Source organism: Nocardia sp. NPDC087230, assembly GCF_044744725.1.
Taxonomy (GTDB): domain Bacteria; phylum Actinomycetota; class Actinomycetes; order Mycobacteriales; family Mycobacteriaceae; genus Nocardia; species Nocardia canadensis.
Window position 1 is genome coordinate 46,247 of the sequence record NZ_JBIUYV010000005.1, and the last position, 21,188, is coordinate 67,434.

General features: G+C 68.9%; 22 protein-coding genes. 10 read left to right on the forward strand and 12 right to left on the reverse strand.

Annotated features, from left to right (window positions below; genetic code table 11):
• Positions 1 to 94: 94 nt before the first annotated feature.
• On the forward strand, positions 95 to 985 hold the full coding sequence (locus ACIO52_RS18425; RefSeq protein WP_402645213.1) for a DUF5995 family protein: 891 nt from the start codon (positions 95 to 97) through the stop codon (positions 983 to 985).
• A gap of 90 nt (positions 986 to 1,075) precedes the next feature.
• Here the strand turns inward: ACIO52_RS18425 and ACIO52_RS18430 are convergent, their stop codons facing one another.
• Positions 1,076 to 1,999 (reverse strand): NAD-dependent epimerase/dehydratase family protein, encoded by a 924-nt coding sequence (locus tag ACIO52_RS18430; RefSeq protein ID WP_402645216.1) that lies wholly within the window; start codon positions 1,997 to 1,999, stop codon positions 1,076 to 1,078.
• Positions 1,996 to 2,673: a TetR/AcrR family transcriptional regulator gene (locus ACIO52_RS18435; protein WP_402645219.1), complete on the reverse strand. Its 678-nt coding sequence runs from the start codon at positions 2,671 to 2,673 to the stop codon at positions 1,996 to 1,998. Before ACIO52_RS18435 ends, ACIO52_RS18430 begins: the two co-directional genes overlap by 4 nt.
• Positions 2,674 to 2,751: 78 nt before the next feature.
• Here ACIO52_RS18435 and ACIO52_RS18440 point away from each other — a divergent pair, with 78 nt between their 5' ends.
• Together ACIO52_RS18440 and ACIO52_RS18445 are read left to right on the forward strand one after the other, a co-directional pair.
• Positions 2,752 to 4,194, forward strand: a complete 1,443-nt coding sequence (locus tag ACIO52_RS18440; RefSeq protein WP_402645221.1) for an MFS transporter — start codon at positions 2,752 to 2,754, stop codon at positions 4,192 to 4,194.
• Positions 4,195 to 4,565: 371 nt separating this feature from the next.
• Positions 4,566 to 5,120, forward strand: a complete 555-nt coding sequence (locus ACIO52_RS18445) for a hypothetical protein (protein WP_402645224.1) — start codon at positions 4,566 to 4,568, stop codon at positions 5,118 to 5,120.
• A gap of 105 nt (positions 5,121 to 5,225) precedes the next feature.
• Here ACIO52_RS18445 and ACIO52_RS18450 read toward each other — a convergent pair whose 3' ends face one another.
• The 3 genes from ACIO52_RS18450 to ACIO52_RS18460 form a co-directional block, all read right to left on the reverse strand.
• Entirely contained in the window at positions 5,226 to 5,768 is a 543-nt protein-coding gene (locus ACIO52_RS18450; RefSeq protein WP_402645227.1) for a hypothetical protein, read from the reverse strand.
• The gene (locus ACIO52_RS18455) at positions 5,758 to 6,210 is read right to left on the reverse strand and encodes a MarR family transcriptional regulator (RefSeq protein ID WP_316574753.1); all 453 of its coding nucleotides are present in this window, start codon (positions 6,208 to 6,210) and stop codon (positions 5,758 to 5,760) included. The genes ACIO52_RS18450 and ACIO52_RS18455 overlap by 11 nt, the downstream gene beginning before the upstream one ends.
• Before the next feature lie 174 nt (positions 6,211 to 6,384).
• Entirely contained in the window at positions 6,385 to 8,112 is a 1,728-nt protein-coding gene (locus ACIO52_RS18460) for a GMC family oxidoreductase (protein WP_316574754.1), read from the reverse strand.
• Between the two features lie 99 nt (positions 8,113 to 8,211).
• Here ACIO52_RS18460 and ACIO52_RS18465 point away from each other — a divergent pair, with 99 nt between their 5' ends.
• The 4 genes from ACIO52_RS18465 (at position 8,212) to ACIO52_RS18480 (ending at position 11,531) form a co-directional block, all read left to right on the forward strand.
• Positions 8,212 to 8,943: a MerR family transcriptional regulator gene (locus tag ACIO52_RS18465; RefSeq protein ID WP_218720090.1), complete on the forward strand. Its 732-nt coding sequence runs from the start codon at positions 8,212 to 8,214 to the stop codon at positions 8,941 to 8,943.
• A gap of 7 nt (positions 8,944 to 8,950) precedes the next feature.
• Positions 8,951 to 9,670, forward strand: a complete 720-nt coding sequence (locus ACIO52_RS18470; RefSeq protein ID WP_218720091.1) for a TetR/AcrR family transcriptional regulator — start codon at positions 8,951 to 8,953, stop codon at positions 9,668 to 9,670.
• 139 nt (positions 9,671 to 9,809) lie between these two features.
• On the forward strand, positions 9,810 to 10,403 hold the full coding sequence (locus ACIO52_RS18475; RefSeq protein WP_316574755.1) for a hypothetical protein: 594 nt from the start codon (positions 9,810 to 9,812) through the stop codon (positions 10,401 to 10,403).
• A 129-nt stretch (positions 10,404 to 10,532) separates the two neighbouring features.
• Entirely contained in the window at positions 10,533 to 11,531 is a 999-nt protein-coding gene (locus ACIO52_RS18480; protein WP_218720093.1) for a diiron oxygenase, read from the forward strand.
• A 7-nt stretch (positions 11,532 to 11,538) separates the two neighbouring features.
• On the opposite strand, the gene ACIO52_RS18485 is transcribed toward ACIO52_RS18480, so the two are convergent.
• Both ACIO52_RS18485 and ACIO52_RS18490 read right to left on the reverse strand, forming a co-directional pair.
• The gene (locus ACIO52_RS18485) at positions 11,539 to 12,258 is read right to left on the reverse strand and encodes a TetR/AcrR family transcriptional regulator (protein ID WP_342799923.1); all 720 of its coding nucleotides are present in this window, start codon (positions 12,256 to 12,258) and stop codon (positions 11,539 to 11,541) included.
• Positions 12,259 to 12,296: 38 nt separating this feature from the next.
• Positions 12,297 to 13,619, reverse strand: coding sequence for a family 1 glycosylhydrolase (locus ACIO52_RS18490; protein WP_402645234.1), 1,323 nt, complete (start codon positions 13,617 to 13,619; stop codon positions 12,297 to 12,299).
• A 345-nt stretch (positions 13,620 to 13,964) separates the two neighbouring features.
• Here ACIO52_RS18490 and ACIO52_RS18495 point away from each other — a divergent pair, with 345 nt between their 5' ends.
• A complete protein-coding gene (locus ACIO52_RS18495) occupies positions 13,965 to 14,450 on the forward strand; it encodes a nitroreductase family deazaflavin-dependent oxidoreductase (RefSeq protein ID WP_402645237.1) in 486 nt (161 codons plus the stop codon).
• A 30-nt stretch (positions 14,451 to 14,480) separates the two neighbouring features.
• Here the strand turns inward: ACIO52_RS18495 and ACIO52_RS18500 are convergent, their stop codons facing one another.
• From ACIO52_RS18500 to ACIO52_RS18510, 3 genes are all read right to left on the reverse strand, one after another.
• Positions 14,481 to 15,689, reverse strand: a complete 1,209-nt coding sequence (locus tag ACIO52_RS18500; RefSeq protein WP_316574758.1) for a site-specific integrase — start codon at positions 15,687 to 15,689, stop codon at positions 14,481 to 14,483.
• Positions 15,690 to 15,762: 73 nt separating this feature from the next.
• Entirely contained in the window at positions 15,763 to 15,954 is a 192-nt protein-coding gene (locus ACIO52_RS18505; protein ID WP_218720097.1) for a hypothetical protein, read from the reverse strand.
• 107 nt (positions 15,955 to 16,061) lie between these two features.
• Entirely contained in the window at positions 16,062 to 17,120 is a 1,059-nt protein-coding gene (locus tag ACIO52_RS18510) for an FAD-dependent monooxygenase (RefSeq protein WP_402645241.1), read from the reverse strand.
• A gap of 201 nt (positions 17,121 to 17,321) precedes the next feature.
• Between ACIO52_RS18510 and ACIO52_RS18515 the strand changes: the two genes are divergently transcribed.
• Entirely contained in the window at positions 17,322 to 17,960 is a 639-nt protein-coding gene (locus tag ACIO52_RS18515; protein ID WP_218720099.1) for a pyridoxal 5'-phosphate synthase, read from the forward strand.
• A gap of 12 nt (positions 17,961 to 17,972) precedes the next feature.
• Here ACIO52_RS18515 and ACIO52_RS18520 read toward each other — a convergent pair whose 3' ends face one another.
• Positions 17,973 to 18,674 carry a winged helix-turn-helix transcriptional regulator gene (locus ACIO52_RS18520; protein ID WP_218720100.1) on the reverse strand — a complete coding sequence of 234 codons (702 nt, stop codon included), beginning with the start codon at positions 18,672 to 18,674 and terminating at the stop codon, positions 17,973 to 17,975.
• A 90-nt stretch (positions 18,675 to 18,764) separates the two neighbouring features.
• Between ACIO52_RS18520 and ACIO52_RS18525 the strand changes: the two genes are divergently transcribed.
• Positions 18,765 to 19,886, forward strand: a complete 1,122-nt coding sequence (locus ACIO52_RS18525) for an acyl-CoA dehydrogenase family protein (RefSeq protein WP_402645245.1) — start codon at positions 18,765 to 18,767, stop codon at positions 19,884 to 19,886.
• A gap of 166 nt (positions 19,887 to 20,052) precedes the next feature.
• On the opposite strand, the gene ACIO52_RS18530 is transcribed toward ACIO52_RS18525, so the two are convergent.
• Entirely contained in the window at positions 20,053 to 21,180 is a 1,128-nt protein-coding gene (locus ACIO52_RS18530; protein WP_218720102.1) for an acyl-CoA dehydrogenase family protein, read from the reverse strand.
• Positions 21,181 to 21,188: the final 8 nt, after the last annotated feature.

A 21,188-nucleotide genomic window follows, 5' to 3' on the forward strand; every position in this document is an offset into this window, starting at 1 on the left:
GCCCAGGCTATTGCACGCGAGGTGCGTGGCAGTGGACGCGCCGGTCGCCGTGTCGCGCGCTGCGGTTCGGCCGTGCGAATGATGAAATCTGCGGGTGCGTGTTTCGAGCGGGATCGCCGCCTTCGCCGCGGCCGTGATCATGACCTTGCCCGCGCTAGTCGCGGCACCGGCGAGCGCGGCGGTGCGTGACACCGCCTGCGGGTCGATACTGTCCGCCGCCGACATCGCCGAGATCGTGCGGCTTTCCGACACCTCGACGATCACCGGCGCCGACGGTCTCGCCCGCCTCGAGGACGCCGTCGCCCGGCATCATCGGATCACCGAGATCCTCGTCGACCACCGAGATCTGCGCGGCTTGTTCGCAATCGGGCTCGACGGCGTCGAATACGCCGCCGTCATGCCGTTGCAGCGCGACCCCGGCGCGTTCGTCGACCGCGAGTACGCGCACGCGATCAGTACCGAACTGCTGCGACGCTTCCTCGACAACCTGTACGCCGAGTTCACCGGCGGCGTCGCCGAGCCGCAGTGGGCCCACTACTTCGCGCTCGCGCAGGACTGCGGCGCTTCGCGCGCCCGCACCGCGATGGCGGGCTACAACGCCCACCTGACCGTGGACCTGACGTATTCGGTTGCGGCCGTGGGCAGCCGGCCGGAGAACGCGCCGGACTATTTCGAGATCGTCGCCGGTATCGCCGCCGCCGGCGATCTGATCGTCGAGCGCACCAAGGCCGTCTACGGGGCCGACCTCGGCCCGCTGTGGCGGTTCTACTTCGTCGGCGAAGGACTCGACCAGCTCTTCGGCGCGGGAGTAGCGACCGAACAGCTGCTCATCGCCGCTGATCTCGGCGCCAACGTCGTCATCTTCACCAACGGCCTAGCCCTCCAGGACCCCGCCCTCGCTCCCACCGTCCGAACCGAGATCACCGCCCTGTGGCAGGCCGCGGACCTGGCGTTCGAGGCGCTGGCCCGGATCAACGCCCTCTGAGATCGGGAGGACGAAGCTACCGGCGAGGACAGTCTCCGAGTCGGCGGGCGAGCTGATCCGCGCCGCGGGGAGGACAAGGCGAAGCGATTGTCAGAACCTGACACCGATCGCTGACAGATCATGCCGAAGCACCTCGATCTCGAGAAGTTCGTGAATCCATGTCGGCGCGGTTATGCGGTGGTGCGCCATCTCCCGGACTGCAGTGGCGGCGACCACGGCAGTGGCCAGCGATTGTCCACGGCCGCTGGCCCAGCGTGAGGACCCATCGAATGCTCGCACGAGCACAACCCATCTGTCGCCGCCGGGCATTCGATGAGGAACCACCGCCCGTAGTGCGGGTGCCCAGGTGAGTGCTGCCAGCCCGGCGGTGGCGAGGCGGGAGTCCAGTCTCAGGTAGCTGCGGACTGGTACTGCGAATTCGCGGGTGAGTCGGTGCTGGTCGACGAAGTCGGCGCGCAGCGCGGGAAACGGCCGGTATCCCGTGTATTCGGGAATGGTGAATTGCGCGGGTTCGGTGAAGTTGCGGACGCTGGTGCCGTCGGGGTCGGGGAAGTGTTGTCCCATCAGCCGGTAGGTCCAGGCGGTGGCGGCGGCGCCGTGGTGTTCCCCGGAACCGAGACCGACCATGATGTCGACGGGGCCGGGGTCGCGTGAGAGCACGTCGACGGCGAGCAGGGTCGTCAGGCCGGGCGCCAATCCGACCCCCAGGACGACAGGCCCCTCGACGCGCTCCAATTCCTGCACGTAGCCGGAGGTCGCGGAAATCTCGAGGAAGGCGATCCCGCGGCAGGCGCACGCCTCCGCGAGCCCAATGTCCTCGACGCCTGCGCAATTCACCACGATCGAGACTCCGTCGAGAGCGGAGACGACACTGTCCACCAGGGCGACGTCGAGCACGCGGTCCGCGCGTGCCGCATCGCGTCCGGCCGCGAGCACCGGTACACCTCGTGCGCGCAGTAGCCGTACCAGATGGCCTCCGACGGCTCCGTATCCGCCCAGGACCAGCACACTCACCGGGTCTCCTCGGGCGCGAGCGCTTCGACGGAGTCGCCGCGGAGTCGTGCTGAGGGGAGCAGTTGCCGTGTGAGCGCGTCGGTGGCCCACGACGCCCACTCGGCATCCGTCCAGCCGCGTTGGTGGACGAGTAGGCGGTAGGTCTCGGGGGCCAGTGTGGCAAGAGCGATGTCGGCGGCGCGGGCAGCGGTGATGCCACCACGCAGCGTCGTCTTGCCGGCGAGGGCCTCGGCCAGACGAAGTTGGACCAGGTGACGTTGGGCGACGTTGGTTTCCCAGATCTCGGCGAGTTCCGGGTCGGTCGCCGCGGCCGACCGAATCACCTCGAGCAACGGGCTGACTCGAGCGAAAATCGTTGCCGCTGCGGCGACTTGAAGCCGGATCTGCTCGGCGGGCGCCGCTGCGAGGGCCTCGGTGAACCAGGGACGGTCCATGGTGGCGACCGGTTCGGTGTCGCCGGCGATCTCGACGTCGAGTAGTTCGGACAGGATCGCGCGCTTGGTGGCGAAGGTGAAGTACAGCGTCTGCACCGCCATGCCGGCCTGATCGGCGATGGCCTTCATCGTGGTCGGTGTGTAGCCGCGGGTGGTGAACAGTTCCCGTGCCGCTGCCAGCATCTTTTCTCGGTTGGCCGTTGTCCTGGCTGCTCGCACACCGGTGTTCTTGCCTGTCATGCCTCGCATACTACTTGACTAGAGCATGACTCTAGTGAAATCTGACTAGAGTTACGCTCTAGCGAAAGGGTTGTGCTCATGCCGAGCAAGGTTGTACTCGCGCCGAAGGACCGGCTGGTCCTGCTGTTGATCACGATGGTCGAGCTGGTGGTCTTCCTGGACACGACCGTGCTGAATGTGGCGCTGCCCAGCATCGGCGCGGACCTCGGGCTCGACGAAGCGGGATTGGGCTGGGTGACCAACGCCTACCTCCTCGCCTTCGGCGGATTCATGCTGCTCGGCGGGCGCGCCGCCGATCTGCTCGGACCACGCCGGGTGTTCGCGGGCGGGCTCGCCGTCTTCACGGTGGCGTCCGCGCTGGCCGGATTCGCGCCGACCCCGGCGGTCCTCATCGCGGCCCGGGCATTGCAGGGCCTCGGCGCGGCCGTGGTCATCCCCGCGCAACTGGCACTGCTCACCCTGACGTTCACCGAACCCGCGGCACGCAACCGCGCCTTCGGCGTGTGGAGTGCGATGGGGGCGGCGGGCGCGGCCATCGGCACCGCGGTCGGCGGACCACTCACCGATCTGTTCGGCTGGCCGTCGATCTTCCTGATCAACCTGCCCGTGGGTGTGCTGGCGCTGGCCTACGTCCGAGTGCTCCCGCCGGATCCGGCGCCATCCGTCCGGGCGCTGCGTCGGCTCGACGTGCCGGGTGCGATCACCGGCACGGTGGGGCTGTTGATCGCCGGATATGCCATCGGCGCCCTCGGCGACGAGTCGACGCGCACCGCGGCGTCGGGTCTGCTGGTGACCGGGCTCGCGCTGCTCGCGGGCTTCGTACTCCTCGAGGCGCGGAGCGCGCATCCGCTGATGCCGTTGCGGCTGTTCGCCGTTCGCCAGGTGAGCGGGTCGGCCGTAGTCAACGCGCTGGTCGGTGCGGCGCACGTGCCCACCTTCGCCCTGCTGGCGCTGTACCTGCAGAACACTCAGCACTACAGTCCGACCGTCTCCGGCCTCGCGGTGCTACCGGTGGCCGTGGTGAACGTGGTGGTCTCCCGGACGCTGATCCCGTACGCGCTGGATCGGCTGGGTGCCTGGCGGGTGCTGGCTGCGGGCCTCGGGCTACAGGCGCTGGCCATGGCCTGGTTCGCTCGTCTGCCCGAGCATGGCAACTACCTGATCGACGTGCTGCCCGGTGCGGTACTGCTCGGCGTCGGCCTGCCCGCCGCGTTCGTCGGCGTCACCGTCCCCGCGGTCACCTCCGTTTCCCCAAGCGACGCCGGGATCGCGGCGGGCATCGTCAACACCGCACAGCGTGTCGGATCGGGGGTCGGAGTCACGGCTGTTCTGCTGCTCGCCGATGTGGTGGCTCGGCAGTCCCCGGCAGTCGACGCCTACCGGACGGGCCTGAACGTCGCCTTCGCGGGCGCCGCCGCGCTGGCCGCGATCGGCGCCGTGCTGACCATCGCCTTGCTGCGCACGAGTCCGGCCACGGACGCGGAGCCGAAGTCCGAAACCCCCGCCGTAGTGAACGATTGACAGGAGTACCCCGATGGCAAACGACAAGCGTGGCTTCCACTGGATTCGCACCGAGATCGAACGACTCGATCCGGAGGTGGACAGCGCACGGATCGTGAGATTGACCAGCTGCCAGCTCCTCCCGAAGAGCCTGCTCGCGGTGCACCTGTTCTATACCGTCGGATTCGTCCGTTTCGCCGGTCCGCCGGTCTCGGCGGAATCGGTGGACCGCAACGGCACCGGGATGCTCTACGGCCACGGAATCCGGCGCGCCGACGAAACCATGTTCCAACCTCTTCTCCTGGGTCGACGACGGCGTATCCAGCCCCACCAGCGTCGAAAGCCTCGGCTACGTACGGAACTGGCACTCCGGCGTTGCCCGCAACTGGCCGATGCCCATGCATACCTTCCAGCACAGCGCCGCCGTCTTCACCCTCATCTACGACCGCCTGCTGCGACAGGTCGTCGGAGCTCCCGGACTGAGCGAGAACGAGCGCCGCGCCCAGCTGATCCACTGGCGCGGCGTGTCCGAACACCTCGGTGTGACCGATATCCCGGGTACCTGGCGGGACATGGAACAGTTCCTCGAATCCTACGAATACGGTGCAGAGTTCGCGTATTCGCCGGCCGGTCGACGACTGGCGGAAGCACTCGTCGACCAGTTCGCGACCCGCTGGTTTCCGCGGCCACTGCGCTGGTTCGGACGCTGGCTGGTGTTGGCGTTCTCCGAAGAACACGTCCTCGACACCCTCCGAATCCCGCGCCCGCCCGCCGCGTTCAGTTACGCGGTACGCCGCCTGGCCCGATTCGCCGTGTTCGCGAAACGCCACCTGCTGCCGGATCCGCGTGCGGTGTTCCGGCTCAGCGACATCATCGCCGAGCACAAGTACTCGGCACTGGTCACACCATCCATCCCGGCGTCGGGAACCACACAGAGCGAACGCTGAGGCGGTGTCGGTTTCCGGCGCGGTACGCGGGTGCCGCCGATGTCGAACCTCTGGTTGAGCGTCCGCCCGCTTGCTGGTCGGCCGGAGGGAAACGAACAGGCCGGCTCAACGGAGACCGACATCGGTGCCGTGGTGATCGGTACCGTGATCGCTGGATTGGGCTTCGAACCATCGGTGCAGTGCGTCGACCAGTGTGGGGTCGGCCGAGGAGTAGTGCAGGGCCGCACCGGCGGTCAGTTCCTCGTAGCGAACGGTGATGCGACCCGCGCCTGCCCGAAGTTCGGCCAGTCCGGGCATCTGGTCGCCGTGAATTCTTGCGGGATCGGTGAAATCGCCCGCGGCGAACTTCGCTGCCTCTGCGGTGAGGTGTTCGCGGATCAGCCGGGTCTGCTCCGTCCCGGCGAGGTCGTTGGCGGTGACGGTTTGCTGTCCGCCGTCGGGGGTGGGCACGAAGGAGTGAGTGGTCTCGGTCAGATCGAACGGCATGACGGCGGCGCCTCGGTCGGCGACCTCGGCCCGCCGTTCCACCAGGCCTGACGGGGAGACTTCCCGTGTCGACGCCCACCACAGTCCGCCGGCGGCGACGATGAGCGCGAGGAAGGCCGATACCACGGCACGGGTACGGCCGGACATGTTGTCAATGTTCATCTGCTGCCTCTGTCAGGGTCGAAAGTGCTTGCAGCACAGCGTCTCGCTGCGCTGTCGGGATGCGGCCGAGGAAGGTCTCCATTCGCGTGCGCCGGGCGGCCGAGATGTCCGCGGCCACCCGCTCACCGCTGTCGGTGAGCCGCAGTAGGACCATGCGTCCATCGGCCGCGCCGCCGCGGACTCGCTCGATCCAGCCGCGCCCTTCCATCAGCCCGACCATCCGGCTGACCGTGCTTTTGGTCAGTCGCAGGATCATGCCGAGTTCGGACTGGTTGATCGGTTGCCGTGCGGCGAGTTCGGTCAGTGCATGCGCTTGGGATATCGGGATCGTCTGCCCGCACGGCGTCGTGTCGGGTTGGTGCAACCCGAACGCTCGCACGAAGGCGACAACGCCGCTTTGCAGACGATCGACGTCCGGGTTCGCGGCAGGTTCGTTCGACATAGTTCGACGGTACAACCAATTAGTTCGATCGCACAACTACATGTCGGCAGGAGACTCGTCTGCGCTGGCGTCACCCGCCCGGGTCGCAGTCCCGGGCCGAGCTGCCGTGACCAGAAACAAACAGCCCCGGGCAACGGGTGAACCGTTGTCCGGGGCCGATTTTCGGGACGGGGGTCAGCCCGCGGTCTGCTCCTTGCTGCGGATCTCGATGATCGGCAGGACCAGGGCGGCGGGGGCGCCTGCCGGGACGGCGGGCTGGTGCGGGGCGACCGGGTCGATGCGGGTGTAGCCGGCGCTCTGGTCGGGGCGGGTGTCGACCTCGCCCTTGTTCGGCCAGTAGGCAGCCGCGCGCTCGGCCTGGGCGGTGATGGTCAGTGACGGGTTCACGCCCAGGTTGGCTGAGACGGCGGCGCCGTCGACGACGCTGAGGGTGGGGTAGCCGAAGACGCGGTGATAGGCGTCGATCACGCCGTGGTCGCGGTCGGCGCCGATCGCGGCACCGCCGAGGAAGTGCGCGGTGAGCGGGACGTTGAAGACCTCACCCCAGGTGCCGCCCGCGACGCCGCCGATCTTCTCCGCGACGCGACGGGTGACATCGTTGCCCGCCGGGATCCAGGTCGGATTCGGTTCGCCGTGGCCCTGCTTGGAGGTCAGCTTGCGTCCGCCGAACAGCCCGCGCTTGGTGTAGGTGGTGATCGAGTTGTCCAGGTGCTGCATGACCAGCGAGATGATGGTGCGCTCGCTCCAGTTCTTCACGCTCAGGAAGCGCAGCAGCAGCAACGGATGCAGCAGCGCGACACCGAGGAAGCGCAGCCAGCGCGGGACCTTGCCGCCGCCGTCGACCATCAGGGTCTGTAGCAGGCCCATCGAGTTGGAGCCCTTGCCGTAGCGCACCGGCTCCACGTGGGTGTCGGGCGTCGGGTGGATCGAGGACGTGATCGCGACGCCCTTGGTGAAGTCCTGACCGGGGGCGAGCGTCTTGGTCGCCGCGCCGACGATGGACTCGGAGTTGGTGCGGGTCAGCAGGCCGAGCTTGTCCGACAGGTTCGGCAGCACGCCCTGATCGCGCATCGAGTGCAGCAGCTTCTGCGTGCCGAGCGTGCCCGCGGCCAGCACGACGTGCTCGGCGGTGAAGGTCTTGGGGTCCTTGCGGACCCAGGCGCCGGTGCGCTCGGTCGCGACGTCCCAGGTGCCGTCGGGCAGCGGACGCAGGGCAGTCACGGTCGTCATCGGAATGATCTGCGCCCCAGCCTTTTCCGCGAGGTACAGGTAGTTCTTGACGAGGGTGTTCTTGGCCCCGAACTTGCAGCCGACCATGCAGTCGCCGCATTCCACGCACCCGGTGCGCTCGGGGCCCGCGCCACCGAAGTACGGGTCGGCCACGGTCTTGCCCGGCTCACCGAAGAAGACGCCGACGGGGGTCTGCACGAAGGTGTCGCCGACGCCCATGTCCTCGGCGACGGCCTTGAAGATCTCGTCGGCGGGGGTCATGTGCGGGTTGCGCACCACACCGAGCATCTTCTGGGCCCGCTCGTAGTACGGGGTGAGCTCGGCGCGCCAGTCGGTGATGTCGCGCCACTGGGCGTCCTGGAAGAACGGCTCCGGCGGCACGTAGAGGGTGTTGGCGTAGTTCAGCGAACCACCGCCGACTCCGGCGCCACCGAGGATCAGGACGTCGCGCAGGGGGTGGATGCGCTGGATGCCGAAGCAGCCGAGCTTGGGTGCCCACAGGAATTTGCGCAGGTCCCAGCTGGTCTTGGGCAGTTCGTCATCGGCGAACCGGCGACCCGCCTCGAGAATGCCGACCTTGTAGCCCTTCTCGACCAGGCGCAGCGCGGTGACACTGCCACCGAAGCCGGAGCCGACGATCAAGACGTCGAAGTCGGTGGTGCGATCGGACATACGAGGGCTCCTCGATCGGTGTCGACAGTGACCTCGGTAACGCTAACGTCGACAGCCAGAGCTGTCAAAGTCCGGCGCGGGCGGCCCTATGCTGGTCGGGTGCCCCGATATACCCGAGCGGAACTCGCCGACGTCAGCGGCGTCGCGGCGCGCACCATCCGCTACTACCACTCGCTCGGCGTGCTGCCGAAACCCGGCCGCGCGGGCAAGGAGGTCGTCTACTCCGACGCGCACCTGGACCGGTTACGCGACATCGTCGCGATGCAGGCCCGCGGGCTGCGCCTGGACGCCATCCGCGAGGTGTTCGACGCCGAGCCGTCGCCCGGTGCGGGCGATTGGCGCACGCTGTTCGATCCGCGCGCCGTGCAGGCGGGGGAGCGGGCGGTGATCGTCGACGACGCCGAGCTGATCGAGCTGCTCGGTGACCGCGGCACCGACGTCCTCGCCGAGCTCATCGGCGCGGGCTATCTCGAACGTCGCGACGACGCCTGGTTCGTGCCCGACCGTCCGATGCTCAAGGGTGCGCTCGTGCTCTACGACGTCGGCACCGACATCACGCTCAGCGGTGTACTGCGCACGCTGATCCGGGAGCGGATCGCCGATCTGGCCGACGACGTGGTGCGCACGGTGCGCGCCGCCGCGGGCACCGGCTACGGCGGCGAGGACATCGGTGTCGACCTGAGCCGGTTCCGTGAGCAATTCCTGGCCATGGCCTGGGAGGTCGGCGGCGCGACCTTCGCCGCGGAGATCGAACGCGCGGCCGGAGTCGTCGAGCCGGCCGACGACACAGCCCAGCGGCGGCGACTGGACCGGGCCGCGGGTGCGCGATGATCGGGGGATGAGTACCGATCGACCGGGGCCGCGGGCACTGGCGCGCGCACAGACCCTCGCCGACATCAAGCGGATCGGCCGCGAGCACCTGGCGTCGCAGGGTGCGGCCGCGCTGTCGCTGCGCGCCGTCGCCCGTGATCTGGGGGTCGTGTCGTCGGCGGTGTACCGGTACGTGCGCAGCCGCGACGAATTGCTGACGATGCTCGTCGTCGACGGCTACAACGCGCTCGGCGACGCGGTCGACGCGGCACTGGCCGACGCGCCCGACGACCCGGCGACGCGGTTCCGGGTGGTCGCCCGGACGGTGCGGACCTGGGCGCTGGCCGAGCCCGCCTGGTACGGATTGCTGTTCGGCACGCCGGTGCCGGGCTACGCCGCCCCCGCCGAGGACACCGAGACCCCCGGAATCCGGGTGATCGCGACGCTGCTCGGCATCATCGACAGCGCCTTCCGCGCCGGACAGCTCGGCGCTCCCGCCGTCGAGCCGGTCGTGTCGACCGCCACGTCGGCCGACTTCACCGCAATCCGGGAGCAATTCGGCATGACCGCCCCGGACTGGTTGATCGTGGGCGGCCTCACCGCCTGGACGACCCTGTTCGGCGCCGTGAACTTCGATGTCTTCGACATGTACGGCCGCGACACCTTCGCCGATCGGGCCGAGGTGTTCGACCTCCAGATCGACCAGATGCTGCGAATGCTCGGGTTCGGTCGAGTAGCCGTGAACTAGCCATTCGGTCCGGTGTGGCGGACCGCCTACTGTGGACCGGTCGGTACCGTAGCGAACGAGGTGATTCCCACGGTATGTGGAAAGAGAGATGTGTGTACGGCGATGTCCACCGGCGTCGCCAACGAACGGGAGTGCCCGAGTGAATTCTCGCGAGGAGATGTTGCGTCGCGTCCGTGACGGGCTGCTGGACCTACCCGACGACGAGCGCCGAGTCCCTCTGCGTCGGACCTCACGGCACGGCGACGATGTCGATCCCGCCGAGCGTGCCGCGGTCCTGGCCGAGTTCGCCGAACGGTTGCGCGACCACGGCTCCCTCGTTCGTACCGTCGACCTCGCCGGCCTCCCGGCCGCGGTCGCCGACGTCCTGTACGGCATGAGCGTGCGCTCGGTCCAGGCCGCGGTCGAACCGGGCCCGGCCTGGCTCGATCACTGGGCGAGCGCGCCCGGGCACGAGGTCGTGCACCGCGGCTCGGGTGCGGCGGACTCCGGCGACGCCGTCGTCCGCGACGCGGTGGCGGGCGACGCCTCGACCGGCTCTCTCGCTCTCGACGTCGACGGCGGTCCCGACGTCTCCGAAGTGGTTCCTCAGGTCTGTGTCCTGCGCGCCGAGCGTGTCTTCGGCTCCCTGCCCGACGCCCTCGACCGCCTCGACCCCCGCCGCCCCCTGGTCTGGCTGGGCGGTCCCGGCGATGCCGATCTCGCGCGCCGGCTGGTCGTGCTTCTCGTCGAATAGCGGTTCGCGGTCGGCGGTCACAAGTCGGTGTGGCGGGTTGTGTGGGACTGTGGGTCTCAGTTATTCTCGGATCAACCGGTGTGACGACGCTTACAGCGCCGACGCCGGACGCGAACCGAGGAGGCACCGATGACGCTGACCGAATCGAGCCGTGGCGGACTCATCACCGAGGAGTACCGAGATGCGCTGGCGACCCTCTCGCAGGGGTCGGTCGACCGGCATTTCGATCCCTACCTCGATATCGACTGGGATTCGCCGGAGCTCGCCCTTGACCCGGACGACGTGCGCTGGGTTCTCTCGCCCGACGTCGACCCGCTGGGTGCCACGCAGTGGTATCGCGACCAGCCGCTGGATCGGCAGATCGCGATCGGGAAATGGCGAATCGCGAACACGATCAAGGTGGGCGCGGCCTTCGAGAGCATCCTGATCCGCGGAATGATGCAGTACATCATGAAGCTGCCGAACGGCTCGCCCGAGTTCCGGTACTGCTTGCACGAGATGACCGAAGAGTGCAACCACATCCAGATGTTCCAGGAGCTGGTGAATCGCATCGGGGTGGACGTGCCCGGTATGCGCCCGATGTTCAAGGCGCTTTCGCCGCTGATCGGTGTCGCGGGCGGCTATGCCCACACGATCCTGTTCATCGGCATCCTCGGCGGCGAGGAACCGATCGATCACTATCAGAAGGCGGTCATCCGCGAGGGTGCGTCCATGCCGCCGATGGTGTTGCGCACCATGGAGATCCACATCGCGGAGGAAGCGCGGCACATCTCCTTCGCCGGTGAGTTCCTGGCTGCGCACATCAGCCGGATGGGCAAATTCAACCGGGGCGCGTGTTCGGTGGCGTTCCCGATCGCCATGCGCTGGCTGGCCGGAGAGATCATGGCGCCACCGCGGTCGTTCGAGCGCGAATTCGGCATTCCCCACGAGGTGATCGAGCAGGCGTTCTGGAAGTCGGAGCACTCGCGCAAGATCCTGTCGGGCTACTTCGGTGACATGCGCAAGCTCGCCGACGACCTCGGCCTGATGAATCCGATCGCCCGGCGGTTGTGGCGCACGCTCGGTGTCGACGGCCCGGCCTCGCGCTACCGCAGCGAGCCCGAGCGCGGACATCGCCGGGTCGCCTGACGGCGGATCAGCTCGTGGCGAGTCGGGTGATGATGTCGACCAGCTGCTGATCGGGATCAAGGGTCAGGCCGTGGCGGCGGGCGACACCGTCGACCACGTGCCAGGCGTAGGAGGCGACCTCCTCGATCAACTGGTCCCTGGTCAGCACCGGCTGCGGGTCGTTGGCCCAGCGGGTGACGGTGGCCTCGGTCATCGACACGATGGCGAAGGTCATCGTGTCGGCCGAGCCGTCGTCGCTCACGCCGACGACACCGGCGAGGCCGGTGACCAGCGCCCGGGTCGACGCCGCGATGGTGCCGATCAGCGCGCTCATCGCGTCGATCTCGGAGTCGTCGTCCGACGGACCCGTCCGCAGGAACTCGTGCAGCCGGGGGTGGTCCTCGATCCAGGTGACCACGGCACCGACCGTGCGCACGAGAATGCTGTTGATGGATCCGTCCGCGATGTCGAGCGCGTCTTCGATGTCGGCGACGAAGCGGTCGGCGATCTCGCTCCTGATCCGCCGGTCGAGTTCGTCGCGGCCCGCGAACTGCCGGTACACCACCGATTTCGCGAGGCCGGCGTGCTCGGCGATCTGGACGATCGGCACCTCGACCCCGGCGGGCGCCTGCTCGAGCAATTCGACCGCCGACAGCACGATCCGCTCCCGGCGGCTGTCGTTGTGCGGTTGCCATCGGGCTTGTCTGCCGCTCACGGCGCTGGAGGGGCGTGACGTTGCGCTCGACACCCGCCCGAGTGTAGAGCACCCGGCACGCGCGGAAACCGCTACCGAGGGACCGACACGGGATCGGTGCAGCTCGTCGCCGCGTCGACCAGCGAGCACGGGACCGGTGCGCGGGTCGGGCGGTAGTCGGCGGGGACGCCGCCGCCCGCGGTGATCGCGCGGTAGGCCGCGACAGCGTCGGTCGGGGTGCGGGTCAGCGTCGGGTCGGTCAGCACATCGACCGTGTACAGCCCGAAACGTGGTGTGTAGGAACCCCATTCGTAGTTGTCGGTCAGGCTCCAGTAGTTGTAGCCGATCAGCGGGATCCCGTCGGCGACGGCGCGCTGCAGCCAGTAGACGGTGTCGCGCAGGGAGTCGGCGCGGGTGTAGCCGTCCGCGCGTGGGAGACCGTTCTCCGTGGGGATGCCGTTCTCGACGATGTAGAGCGGCTTGCCGGGGAATCGGCGGGCGTAGTGGTCGAGGGCGTAGTAGATGCCTTCGGATTGCAGGGGCAGTGTCCAGAGTCGGTCGAAGTCGGGGACGGTGAGCTGGGTGGGGGAGACACCGTAGTAGTAATCGATGCCGATGTAGTCGAGACGGGCCGCGATGCGGTCGAGCAGTGGCCCGCTGACCGCGTCGTCGACGCCGGGAATGAAGGCGATATTGCTGGTGACCCGCGCTCCGGGCTGCACGGAGTGGATGTAGTCGTAGATGTTGTTGTGCGCCTGGGCGATTCGGTCGGTCATGGCCGGGGCGTCGGCCACGCCGATCCCGCCCTTGCGCACTTCGTTGACCAGATAGAACGTCGGCTCGTTGAAGGTCACCCACAGAGGGTCGACGCCGGCGAAACGGTCGACCACCGCCCGCGCGTTGGCGAGCCAGTTCGACACGATCTCGGGATCGCGCCAGCCACCACGGTCGGCGGTCCAACCCGGGTACACCCAGTGGTCGAGAGTGAGCATCGGGCGCATCCCCGCGTCGGTGATCGCGCGCACGACGTCGTCGTAGAAGGCGAGCGCGCTCTCGTCCCAGACGCCGGGTTGTGGTTGCACCCGCGCCCACTCGATGCCGATGCGGTACACGCGCACACCGAGATCCGCGGCGAGGGCGATGTCGGAGCGGTACCGGGTGCGGAAGTCCACCGAGTTCAGATAGGGGTCCTGGGTGGCACCCGAGGCCGCGTAACGGCGCCAATTGCTGTCCGGCGCATCGCCTTCGGCCTGGAATCCGGAAGCGGCTACGCCCCAAAGGAATTCGGGGCCGAGTGAGGCGAGGTGAGTCGGCGCCGGTGGACGGGCGATGGCAGGGGAGGGGCTGGCCGCCAGGAGTGCCGTGGCGGCCATGGCGACGGCGGCGAGGAATCGGCGACCGCTGGGGGAGGGCATGGCACTCGCTCCTGAGAGGAAGGGTGGGGGAGTGGTCCAGTGTGCGTCATCGGGACCACGGATTCCGGGAATCGCGTCGGTGCGGCGCCCGAAGAGCAGCGAACTGGCATTTGAAACATGATGTTACGTAGATATGCGCATCTATTTATTGAAGCTCACCTACCCCTATCAACCCACTCACGTTCTCGACATGTCCTCATGTCATCACCGCTCACTCGCATGGACGAGGGAGCGGGCGGCAGCGCTCCGCATGTCGCCCCCGGCACTCCGGGAAGGTGAGTGAGTTGTCTCTCAGCGGCCGGTCCCGAGTCGAGGTATCCGTTCCGCTCGAGACAGGATTCGAGGATGGCGTGGAATCCCTTACCTGCCCTCGCACGTGAATTCGCGGCACAGCCCTGGGTGATGCGCGGCGCGGGCATCGTGCTGCCGACCGAACGACTGCTCCGCAAGCTCAGTGGCGGCCGGTGGGGAGTTCTGGATCTGGCCGGCCTGCCGTCGATCGAGGTCACCGTGGTCGGGCGCAAGTCCGGGCAGCCGCGCACGACCTCGCTACTGTGCGTCCCCGACGGCGACGGCTTCTATCTGGTCGGGTCCAACTGGGGTAAGCCCGAGCACCCGGCGTGGTCGGCGAACCTGCGTGCGGCGCGCACGGCCTCGGTCCGTTACAACAGCAGCTCCGCGTTCCCGGTGACGGTCGCCGAGATCACCGGCGTCGAGCGCAAGCGTGTATGGGACCTGGCCGTCGAGTTCTGGCCCGGCTACGAGATGGAGTTCGAACGCTCCGGTGGTCGCGAGTTCCGCATCTTCCGCCTGGACCGCATCGCTGACTGACACGACGCTACCCACCGTGCCGGCGGGGTGTCAGAGGCCGAGTTTGGTGACGGCGTTGTCCTCGAGGGGGTTCGCGGTGCGGATGTAGCCGTGGACGGTACGGGGGTTGGACCAGCGGCCCTGGCGCATGATCTCGCGGTCACTGGCGCCGCCGAGGGCGGCCTGGGTGGCGAATCCGGCGCGGAGGGAGTGACCGGAGAACAGGTCCGGGTCGAGGCCGGCGCGGGCGGCGTAGCGTTTGACGAGTTCAGCGACGGCTCGGCCCGACAAGGGAGAAGCGCCGATGGAGCCGTGGCGGTTGATGGTGGGGAACAGTGGTCGCTCGGTGTCGGTCGCCAGGGGCGTGCCGGTGAAGCCGTGGCAGCGGTGAATCGTGGTATCGGGGACGGGGTGATCGGCGGTCCAGGAACGGGTGCCGAGATCGCCCGCTGCCGCGTGCACTTCCAGGAGGCGCACCCAGTCGGCGAAGGCGCAGATCGGGCAGGTGCGGGGATGCTTGCCGCGCGGCAGGGCGATGCGCTGTTCGGCGACGCCGGTCGGGTCGGTCTTCGTGGTCGGCAGATGGACGACGAGCAGTGGTTCGCCGGTGGAGTGGTCGGTGCGCACATGGACGTCGCTGACGCGCAGGCCCGCGAGTTCGCTGCGGCGCAGAGCGCCGGCGAAACCGACCAGCAGGGCGAGTGCGTCGCGGCGGCGGGCGGGTTCGGTGGGCCAGCCGGCGTCGGGGAGTTCGGCGAGCAGCTGGTCGAGGGTGTGCAGCAGGACGGGTCGTTTGCGAGTCGGTGGGGTGCGGCGGGTGCGCCGGATGCCGCGCAGGGTCAGCCGGACGACGTCGGAGCGGGTCGGCGAGGGCAATCCGTTGGCGGCGTGCACGGCGGCGATGGCGGCCGACTTGCGGTCCAGCGTCGCGGGGCTGAAGGCCCAGGAGCCGTTGTCGCGCCGGGCGTCGGCGGCCGCGGCCAGGTATACCGCGACGTCGAGGGGGTCGGCGGGCAGCGCCTGCCGGTGCTCGGCCGCGCACCAGCCCGCCCAGGCGATCCAGTCGGTGCGGTAGGCGCGCAGGGTGTTCGCGGACTGGGAGGCTTCGAGGTAGCGGCGCAGGGCGGCGGCTTGGCCGTCGTCGAATCGTTCGCGGACCAGGCGCAGCGCGGCCGTGTCGACCAGGACGCTGCGCACGCCGCGCCGCAGTTCGGTCCGGACCTGTTCGGGAAGGACGACCGCTGCGTCGCTGCCGCTCACCTCGCCACTCCTCGCGTGAATCAGTCCGCCGCCGATGACTCCTGGCGTTCGAGCCTAGGTCATCGGCGGGCGTTCACGGCATTTCGGCGAGCTCGGCGAGCTTGGTGTGGATGAAGGCGGCGAGGCGGTGCCGGGCCGCGGTGGTGAGGAAACTGGTGTCGCCGAGTCGTGGGAAATGGTCGTCAGCGGGGTCCGACGGGGTTTCGGGGGTGTCGACGAGTTCGAGGCGTGCCGGATGTTGCTGGGGGAGAGGAACATTCGGCACGTCCGAGTCGGTGTGTGCTGCTCCGTGACGTACCATGCCTGAACCCTAACGTTTTGATTACGACCGTTGCCAACACGGTGGGGCCGGTAGTGATAACCGCCACGTTTTCAGAGTACGTGGATGATCGGCGCCCGCCAGCGGAACAGCCGCGACGTCGCGGAGAGGGCCACGACATCGGGCACGACCCGGGCGGTGACGTCGCGGATGGCCGCGCTTCGCGGGGAATCGGGCATGTTGTTGCTGGTGGCCTGGCGCGACAGCCACGACACCGTCCGTACCCGCCGCCGTCGCGCCTTCGAATACGCGCGCAGGTCGGGTGCGTGGGCGGCGAGGGTCACCGCGTCTTCGAGTGCCATGGCCGCGCCCTGCCCGAGTTCCGGGCGCATCGCGTGCGCCGAGTCGCCCACCAACGCGACCTTGCCGAGGGTGAGGGTGCGCGGCACCGGCACCTCCAGGAACTCGTCGCGCAGGATGCGCGCCGGGTCGGCCGCGGCGAGGATGTCGGGCACAGGCGCGGCCCAGTCGGCGAAGTGGTCGAGGCTGTCGATGCCGGGCTGGGCGGCGGCGAAGAAGTAGGTGCGGGCTCCCGGCATCGGCAGTACGCCGAACTCCGCGCGCACGCCGACCATGCCGCCGACGAAGCCGGGAGCGGGAGTGTCGAGGACTCCTCGCCACGCGGTGATTCCGGTGTGCCGGACGGCGGTGTCGCCGGGCCACAGGCGCTGCCGGATCGCGCTGTGCACTCCGTCGGCCGCCACGATCAGGTCGTGGCGTGCGGTCTCTCCGTCGACGCGCAGTGTTCCGTCCGGGTCGACGTCGTCGATCGTGCTCCCCGGCCGCAGGCATTCGTCCGGCAGTGCGCGCAGGAGCAGTGCGATGAGTTCCGCGCGGTGCGGCACGGCGAAACCGCCCGGCAGTGGTTTCGCCCAGCGGGTGAACAGGGCGCGGCCTGCGGAATTGCGGATCGCGCCGGGAACGGCGCCGACTCCCGCGGCGCGGATCTCGGCGCCGATGCCGAGTGCGTCGAGTGCGGTGAGCGCGTTGGGGAACAGTGAGATTCCCGCGCCCGCTTCGGTGAACCCGGGCGCCCGCTCGTAGACGGTCACCTGCCAGCCCGCCTTGCGCAGTGCGATCGCGGCGGCGAGGCCGCCGATGCCACCTCCCACGATTCCGGCACTGCGTCCCTGTGCTGTGGAATTCGGCATGCTCAACCCCCGTCGGCGTTTCGGTGCGACCACCCCGCACCTAAGTTACTCGAAAGTAACAACGGGTCGATTGTGTTGTCCAGAGCTGAAATCGGAGCTCGTCCACGCGAATCCCCGCGGCAGTGGTATCGGTCGAACGGTCGATGGCCGTACGGTCGGGGCATGGTTTCCTTGCGTGGCTGGGCGTCCTTTCCCGACGACCTGCCGGACTTCGACCCGGACTCGGCACCGTCGACACCGCAGGAGCTGTTCCTCGACTGGCTGCACGAGGCCGGCGAACACGTGCTGGCCCCACACGCGGTGACGCTGTCGACCGTGGACGCCGAGGGCGCTCCGGACGCGCGCGTGGTGATCCTGAAGGACGTCGGCCGCGCGGGATGGGCGATCGCTACCAGCTCGGAAAGCCCGAAGGGCCTGCAGCTGAGCAAGACTCCGCAGGCGGCGCTGACGTTCTTCTGGCCCGGTCGCGGCCGTCAGGTCCGGCTGCGCGGCCCGGTCACACCCGCGGCGCCGGACGTCTCCGCCGAGGACTTCCTCGCCCGACCGCCGGCCTCGCGGGTCGAGGCGTTCATCGGACGACAGTCGCAGGTGCTCGACGATCCGGCGCAGCTGTCGCGGGCCGCCCGCGACGCCGAGCGCTGGGTCGCCGAGAATCCCGACGTGGCGCCGGAGACCTGGACGCGGTACCTGGTCGCGCCGGTCGAGGTCGAGTTCTGGCAGGCGAGTCACGACCGTCGACACCTGCGCTTGCGCTACCGCGACACAGGCGAGGCCTGGGTGCGTGAACGTCTGTGGCCGTGAGGTCGGCCGAGGTCAGGACGCGCGGGCGGTGGCGTTCTCTGTGAGGGTCGCTTCGCTGACATAGCCCGCGACCGGGCTCAGCTGGAGCACGGTGGGCATGCGGCGGGTCAGAGCGGCGGGACCGGCGAAACTGACGCGGCCGGTGCGCTGGGCGTGGGTCAACGGCATCCGGCCGAGCCAGACCTCGTAAAGGGCGGCCACATCGGCGATGATGGCGACGTCGACGGGGTAGCCGGGGTCGGTCTCGCAGACCGAGGGCGTGGAACCCTCGACGACGATCCAGAATCGGCGGACGTCGTCGGTGAACCGGACCTGCAGGACATGGCGTCTGCCCGGGAATCCGGACGTGTCGACGCGGGTGTGCATCCACCACACCAATAGTGCGGCGTCGAGTTCTTCGTGCTGTGGGGCACCGAAGGTCCATCGGGCGCCCCATTCACCCAGGCCGAACAGGATCGGTTCGAGCTGGGTGCCCGCTTCGGTGAGCAGGTGGTCGGCGCCGATCTTGTCGAGCAGCCCGGCGCGTTCGAACTGGCGCAGCCGTTTGGCGAGCAGGCTGCGCGACAGTCCGGGCAGGCCGCGGGCCAGGTCGTTGAAGCGGGTCGTGCCCAGGTAGAGGTCGCGCAGGATGAGCAGCGACCAGCGCTCGCCGAGCACGTCGAGCGCGCGGGAGATCGGGCAGTACTGGCCGTAGCCTGCGGTCGTATCAGTCATGGTCACCTCGCCGACGGGGTCCAGTTTCTGGACCGGGGGAGTCCACTTTCTGGACTATCCGGTTATCGCGGTGGTTCCTACCTTCGAAACATGACTTCCACATTTCCCGACACCACGTCCCGCACCGACCGCGTCGCTCTGGCTCGCCTGCTCGGTGAATCCCTGCGTTCGGAGGTCCCCGAGCGGGACCGCACCGGCGAGATCTCCGTCGCCGCCTTCGACCGGCTCCGTGCCGACGGCCTCTCGGCCGCGCTCGTTCCCGTCGAGTTCGGCGGGGGCGGTGCCACCCATCAGGAGATGGGGGAGGTCCTGCGTGAACTCGGTCGCCATGATCCGTCGACCGCGGTCGCGTTCGCCATGCATTCGCATCTGGTGGCCGCGCAGGTGTGGCGGCACAAGCACGGTGTCGACGCCTCCGCGGTCTTCGCGAAGGTCGCGGCGGGCGCGATCCTGGTCAGCACGGGGGCGTCGGACTGGGTCGACTCCAACGGCACGGCCGTGCGCGTCGACGGCGGCTATCTGGTCAGTGCCAGGAAGTCGCCCGCGAGTGGGTGCGAGGTCGGGGACGTGCTGGTGACCAGCGTCCGTTTCGAGGATCAGGTCGTGCACTGCGCGGTGCCGATGACCGCGCCCGGCGTGAGCATCGACAAGACCTGGGACGCGTTCGGGCTGCGCGCCAGTGGATCGCACACGGTCGTTCTCGACGAGGTGTTCGTGCCCGACGCCGCGGTCTCGCTGATCCGTCCGGCCGGTGCCTGGCCGCCGGTGCTGAATGTGGTGATCGGCGCGGCGCTGCCATTGGTGTTGGCGGCCTACCTCGGTGTCGCCGATACCGCCGTCGAGCTGACCGCCCGTATGCTCGAGGGTCGCACCGAGTTCCACACGGTGCAGTCGGCGGGGGAGATGCTCAACGCCTACACGACCGCGGCGGATCTGATCACCGCCATGTTCGCCGACTCCGAGGACCTGACGTTCGCCAACACCGACGCCTACGCGGCCCGCGCCCTGAGCCGCAAGACCGTCGCCGCGGACGCGCTCATCACCACGGTCCGCCTGGCCATCGAAACCACCGGCGGCGCGGGCTATTCCCGCGCCTGCGACCTCGAACGCCTCTACCGCGACATCCACGGCTGCCAGTTCCATCCCCTGCCCCGCGCCAAGCAGACCCGCTTCAGCGGCCGGGTCCTGTTGGGCCACAGCCCGATCGACTGACCGCCCCGTTCTCGCATGGCCCGCCCGGATGGTGGCGGGACAGCTCGAGCGGTCCCGGCCGCCGAGGTGTGGCGGTGTCATGGTCCGCATGGTGACAGTCGTCGGTCACCGGTCGTTGCTCGACATCGCCGCACGTGTTGACCTGCGGCGATGTCGAGCAGGGTGTTCAGATTTCGGCGAGTTGGTGGTCGGCGACGTGACCGGCCAGGTAGCGCAGGTGGTCGCCGGAGTCACCGAGAGTGTGCTCGATGGCGGTCAGGCGCGCGGTGTAGTGGCCGACCGGGTATTCGGCGGTCATCCCGATGCCGCCGTGCATCTGGATCGCTTCCTGTCCGATGTGCCTGCCGGAGCGTCCGATGCGCAGTTTGGCGCGGGCCGCGACGACGGGGTCGGCGACGCCGTCGGCCAGTGACATCGACGCGTACAGGCTCATGCTCCGGGCCAGTTCCAGTGATACGTACATGTCGGCGGCGCGCTGGGTGAGCGTCTGGAAGCTGCGCAGCGGGACACCGAATTGCTTGCGGGTCGAGAGGTATTCGGTGGTGAGTCGCAACGCTTGCGACATCGCGCCGATCGCCTCGGCGCCGAGCGCGGCCTGGGCGGTGACGATGATGTCGGCGATGGCGTCGCCGGCGTCGACCGCGGCGCCCAGGGGAACCGCGGTGGCGCGGTCGAAGGTGAGGTCGGCGCCGCGTCTGCCGTCGTGGGTGCGGTAGCCGGCGACGGTCACCCCGGAATCGGTGGGCTCGATCAGGAACAGTCCGGTGCCGCCGTCGGGCAGCGCCGCGCTGACGATGAGCTGGTCGGCGCAATCACCCCAGGCCACGGGATGTTTGCGTCCGCTGACCTGCCAGCCGTCGCCCACCAGCGTCGCCTGGGTCGTGACCTGGGCCGTCACCGGGCGCAGACCGGGCTCACCGTGCGCGAACACGATGCGGCGTTCGCCCGAGGCGACCTCGGGCAGGATCTGCTTGCGCTGGAGCTGTGACCCGGCCCTGGAGATGAGCGCGCCCGGCAGCAGCGCGCAATCCAGCACCGGTTCGGGTGCCAGGACGCGGCCGAGTTCCTCGAGCACGAGCATCGTTTCGATGGGGCCGGCGCCCATCCCGCCGTCCTCGGCGGAGATGGTGAGCCCGAGCAAGCCGATCTCGGCGAAGGTCGACCAGACCTGCGGGTCCCAGCCCGGATCGGTGCCGATGACCTGGGCGCGATGTTCGTGGGTGTAGTGGCGGGCCAGCACGCTGCGCACGGTGTCACGCAGCATGGTCTGTTCGGTGGTGAGTTCGAAATCCATGACGGTGT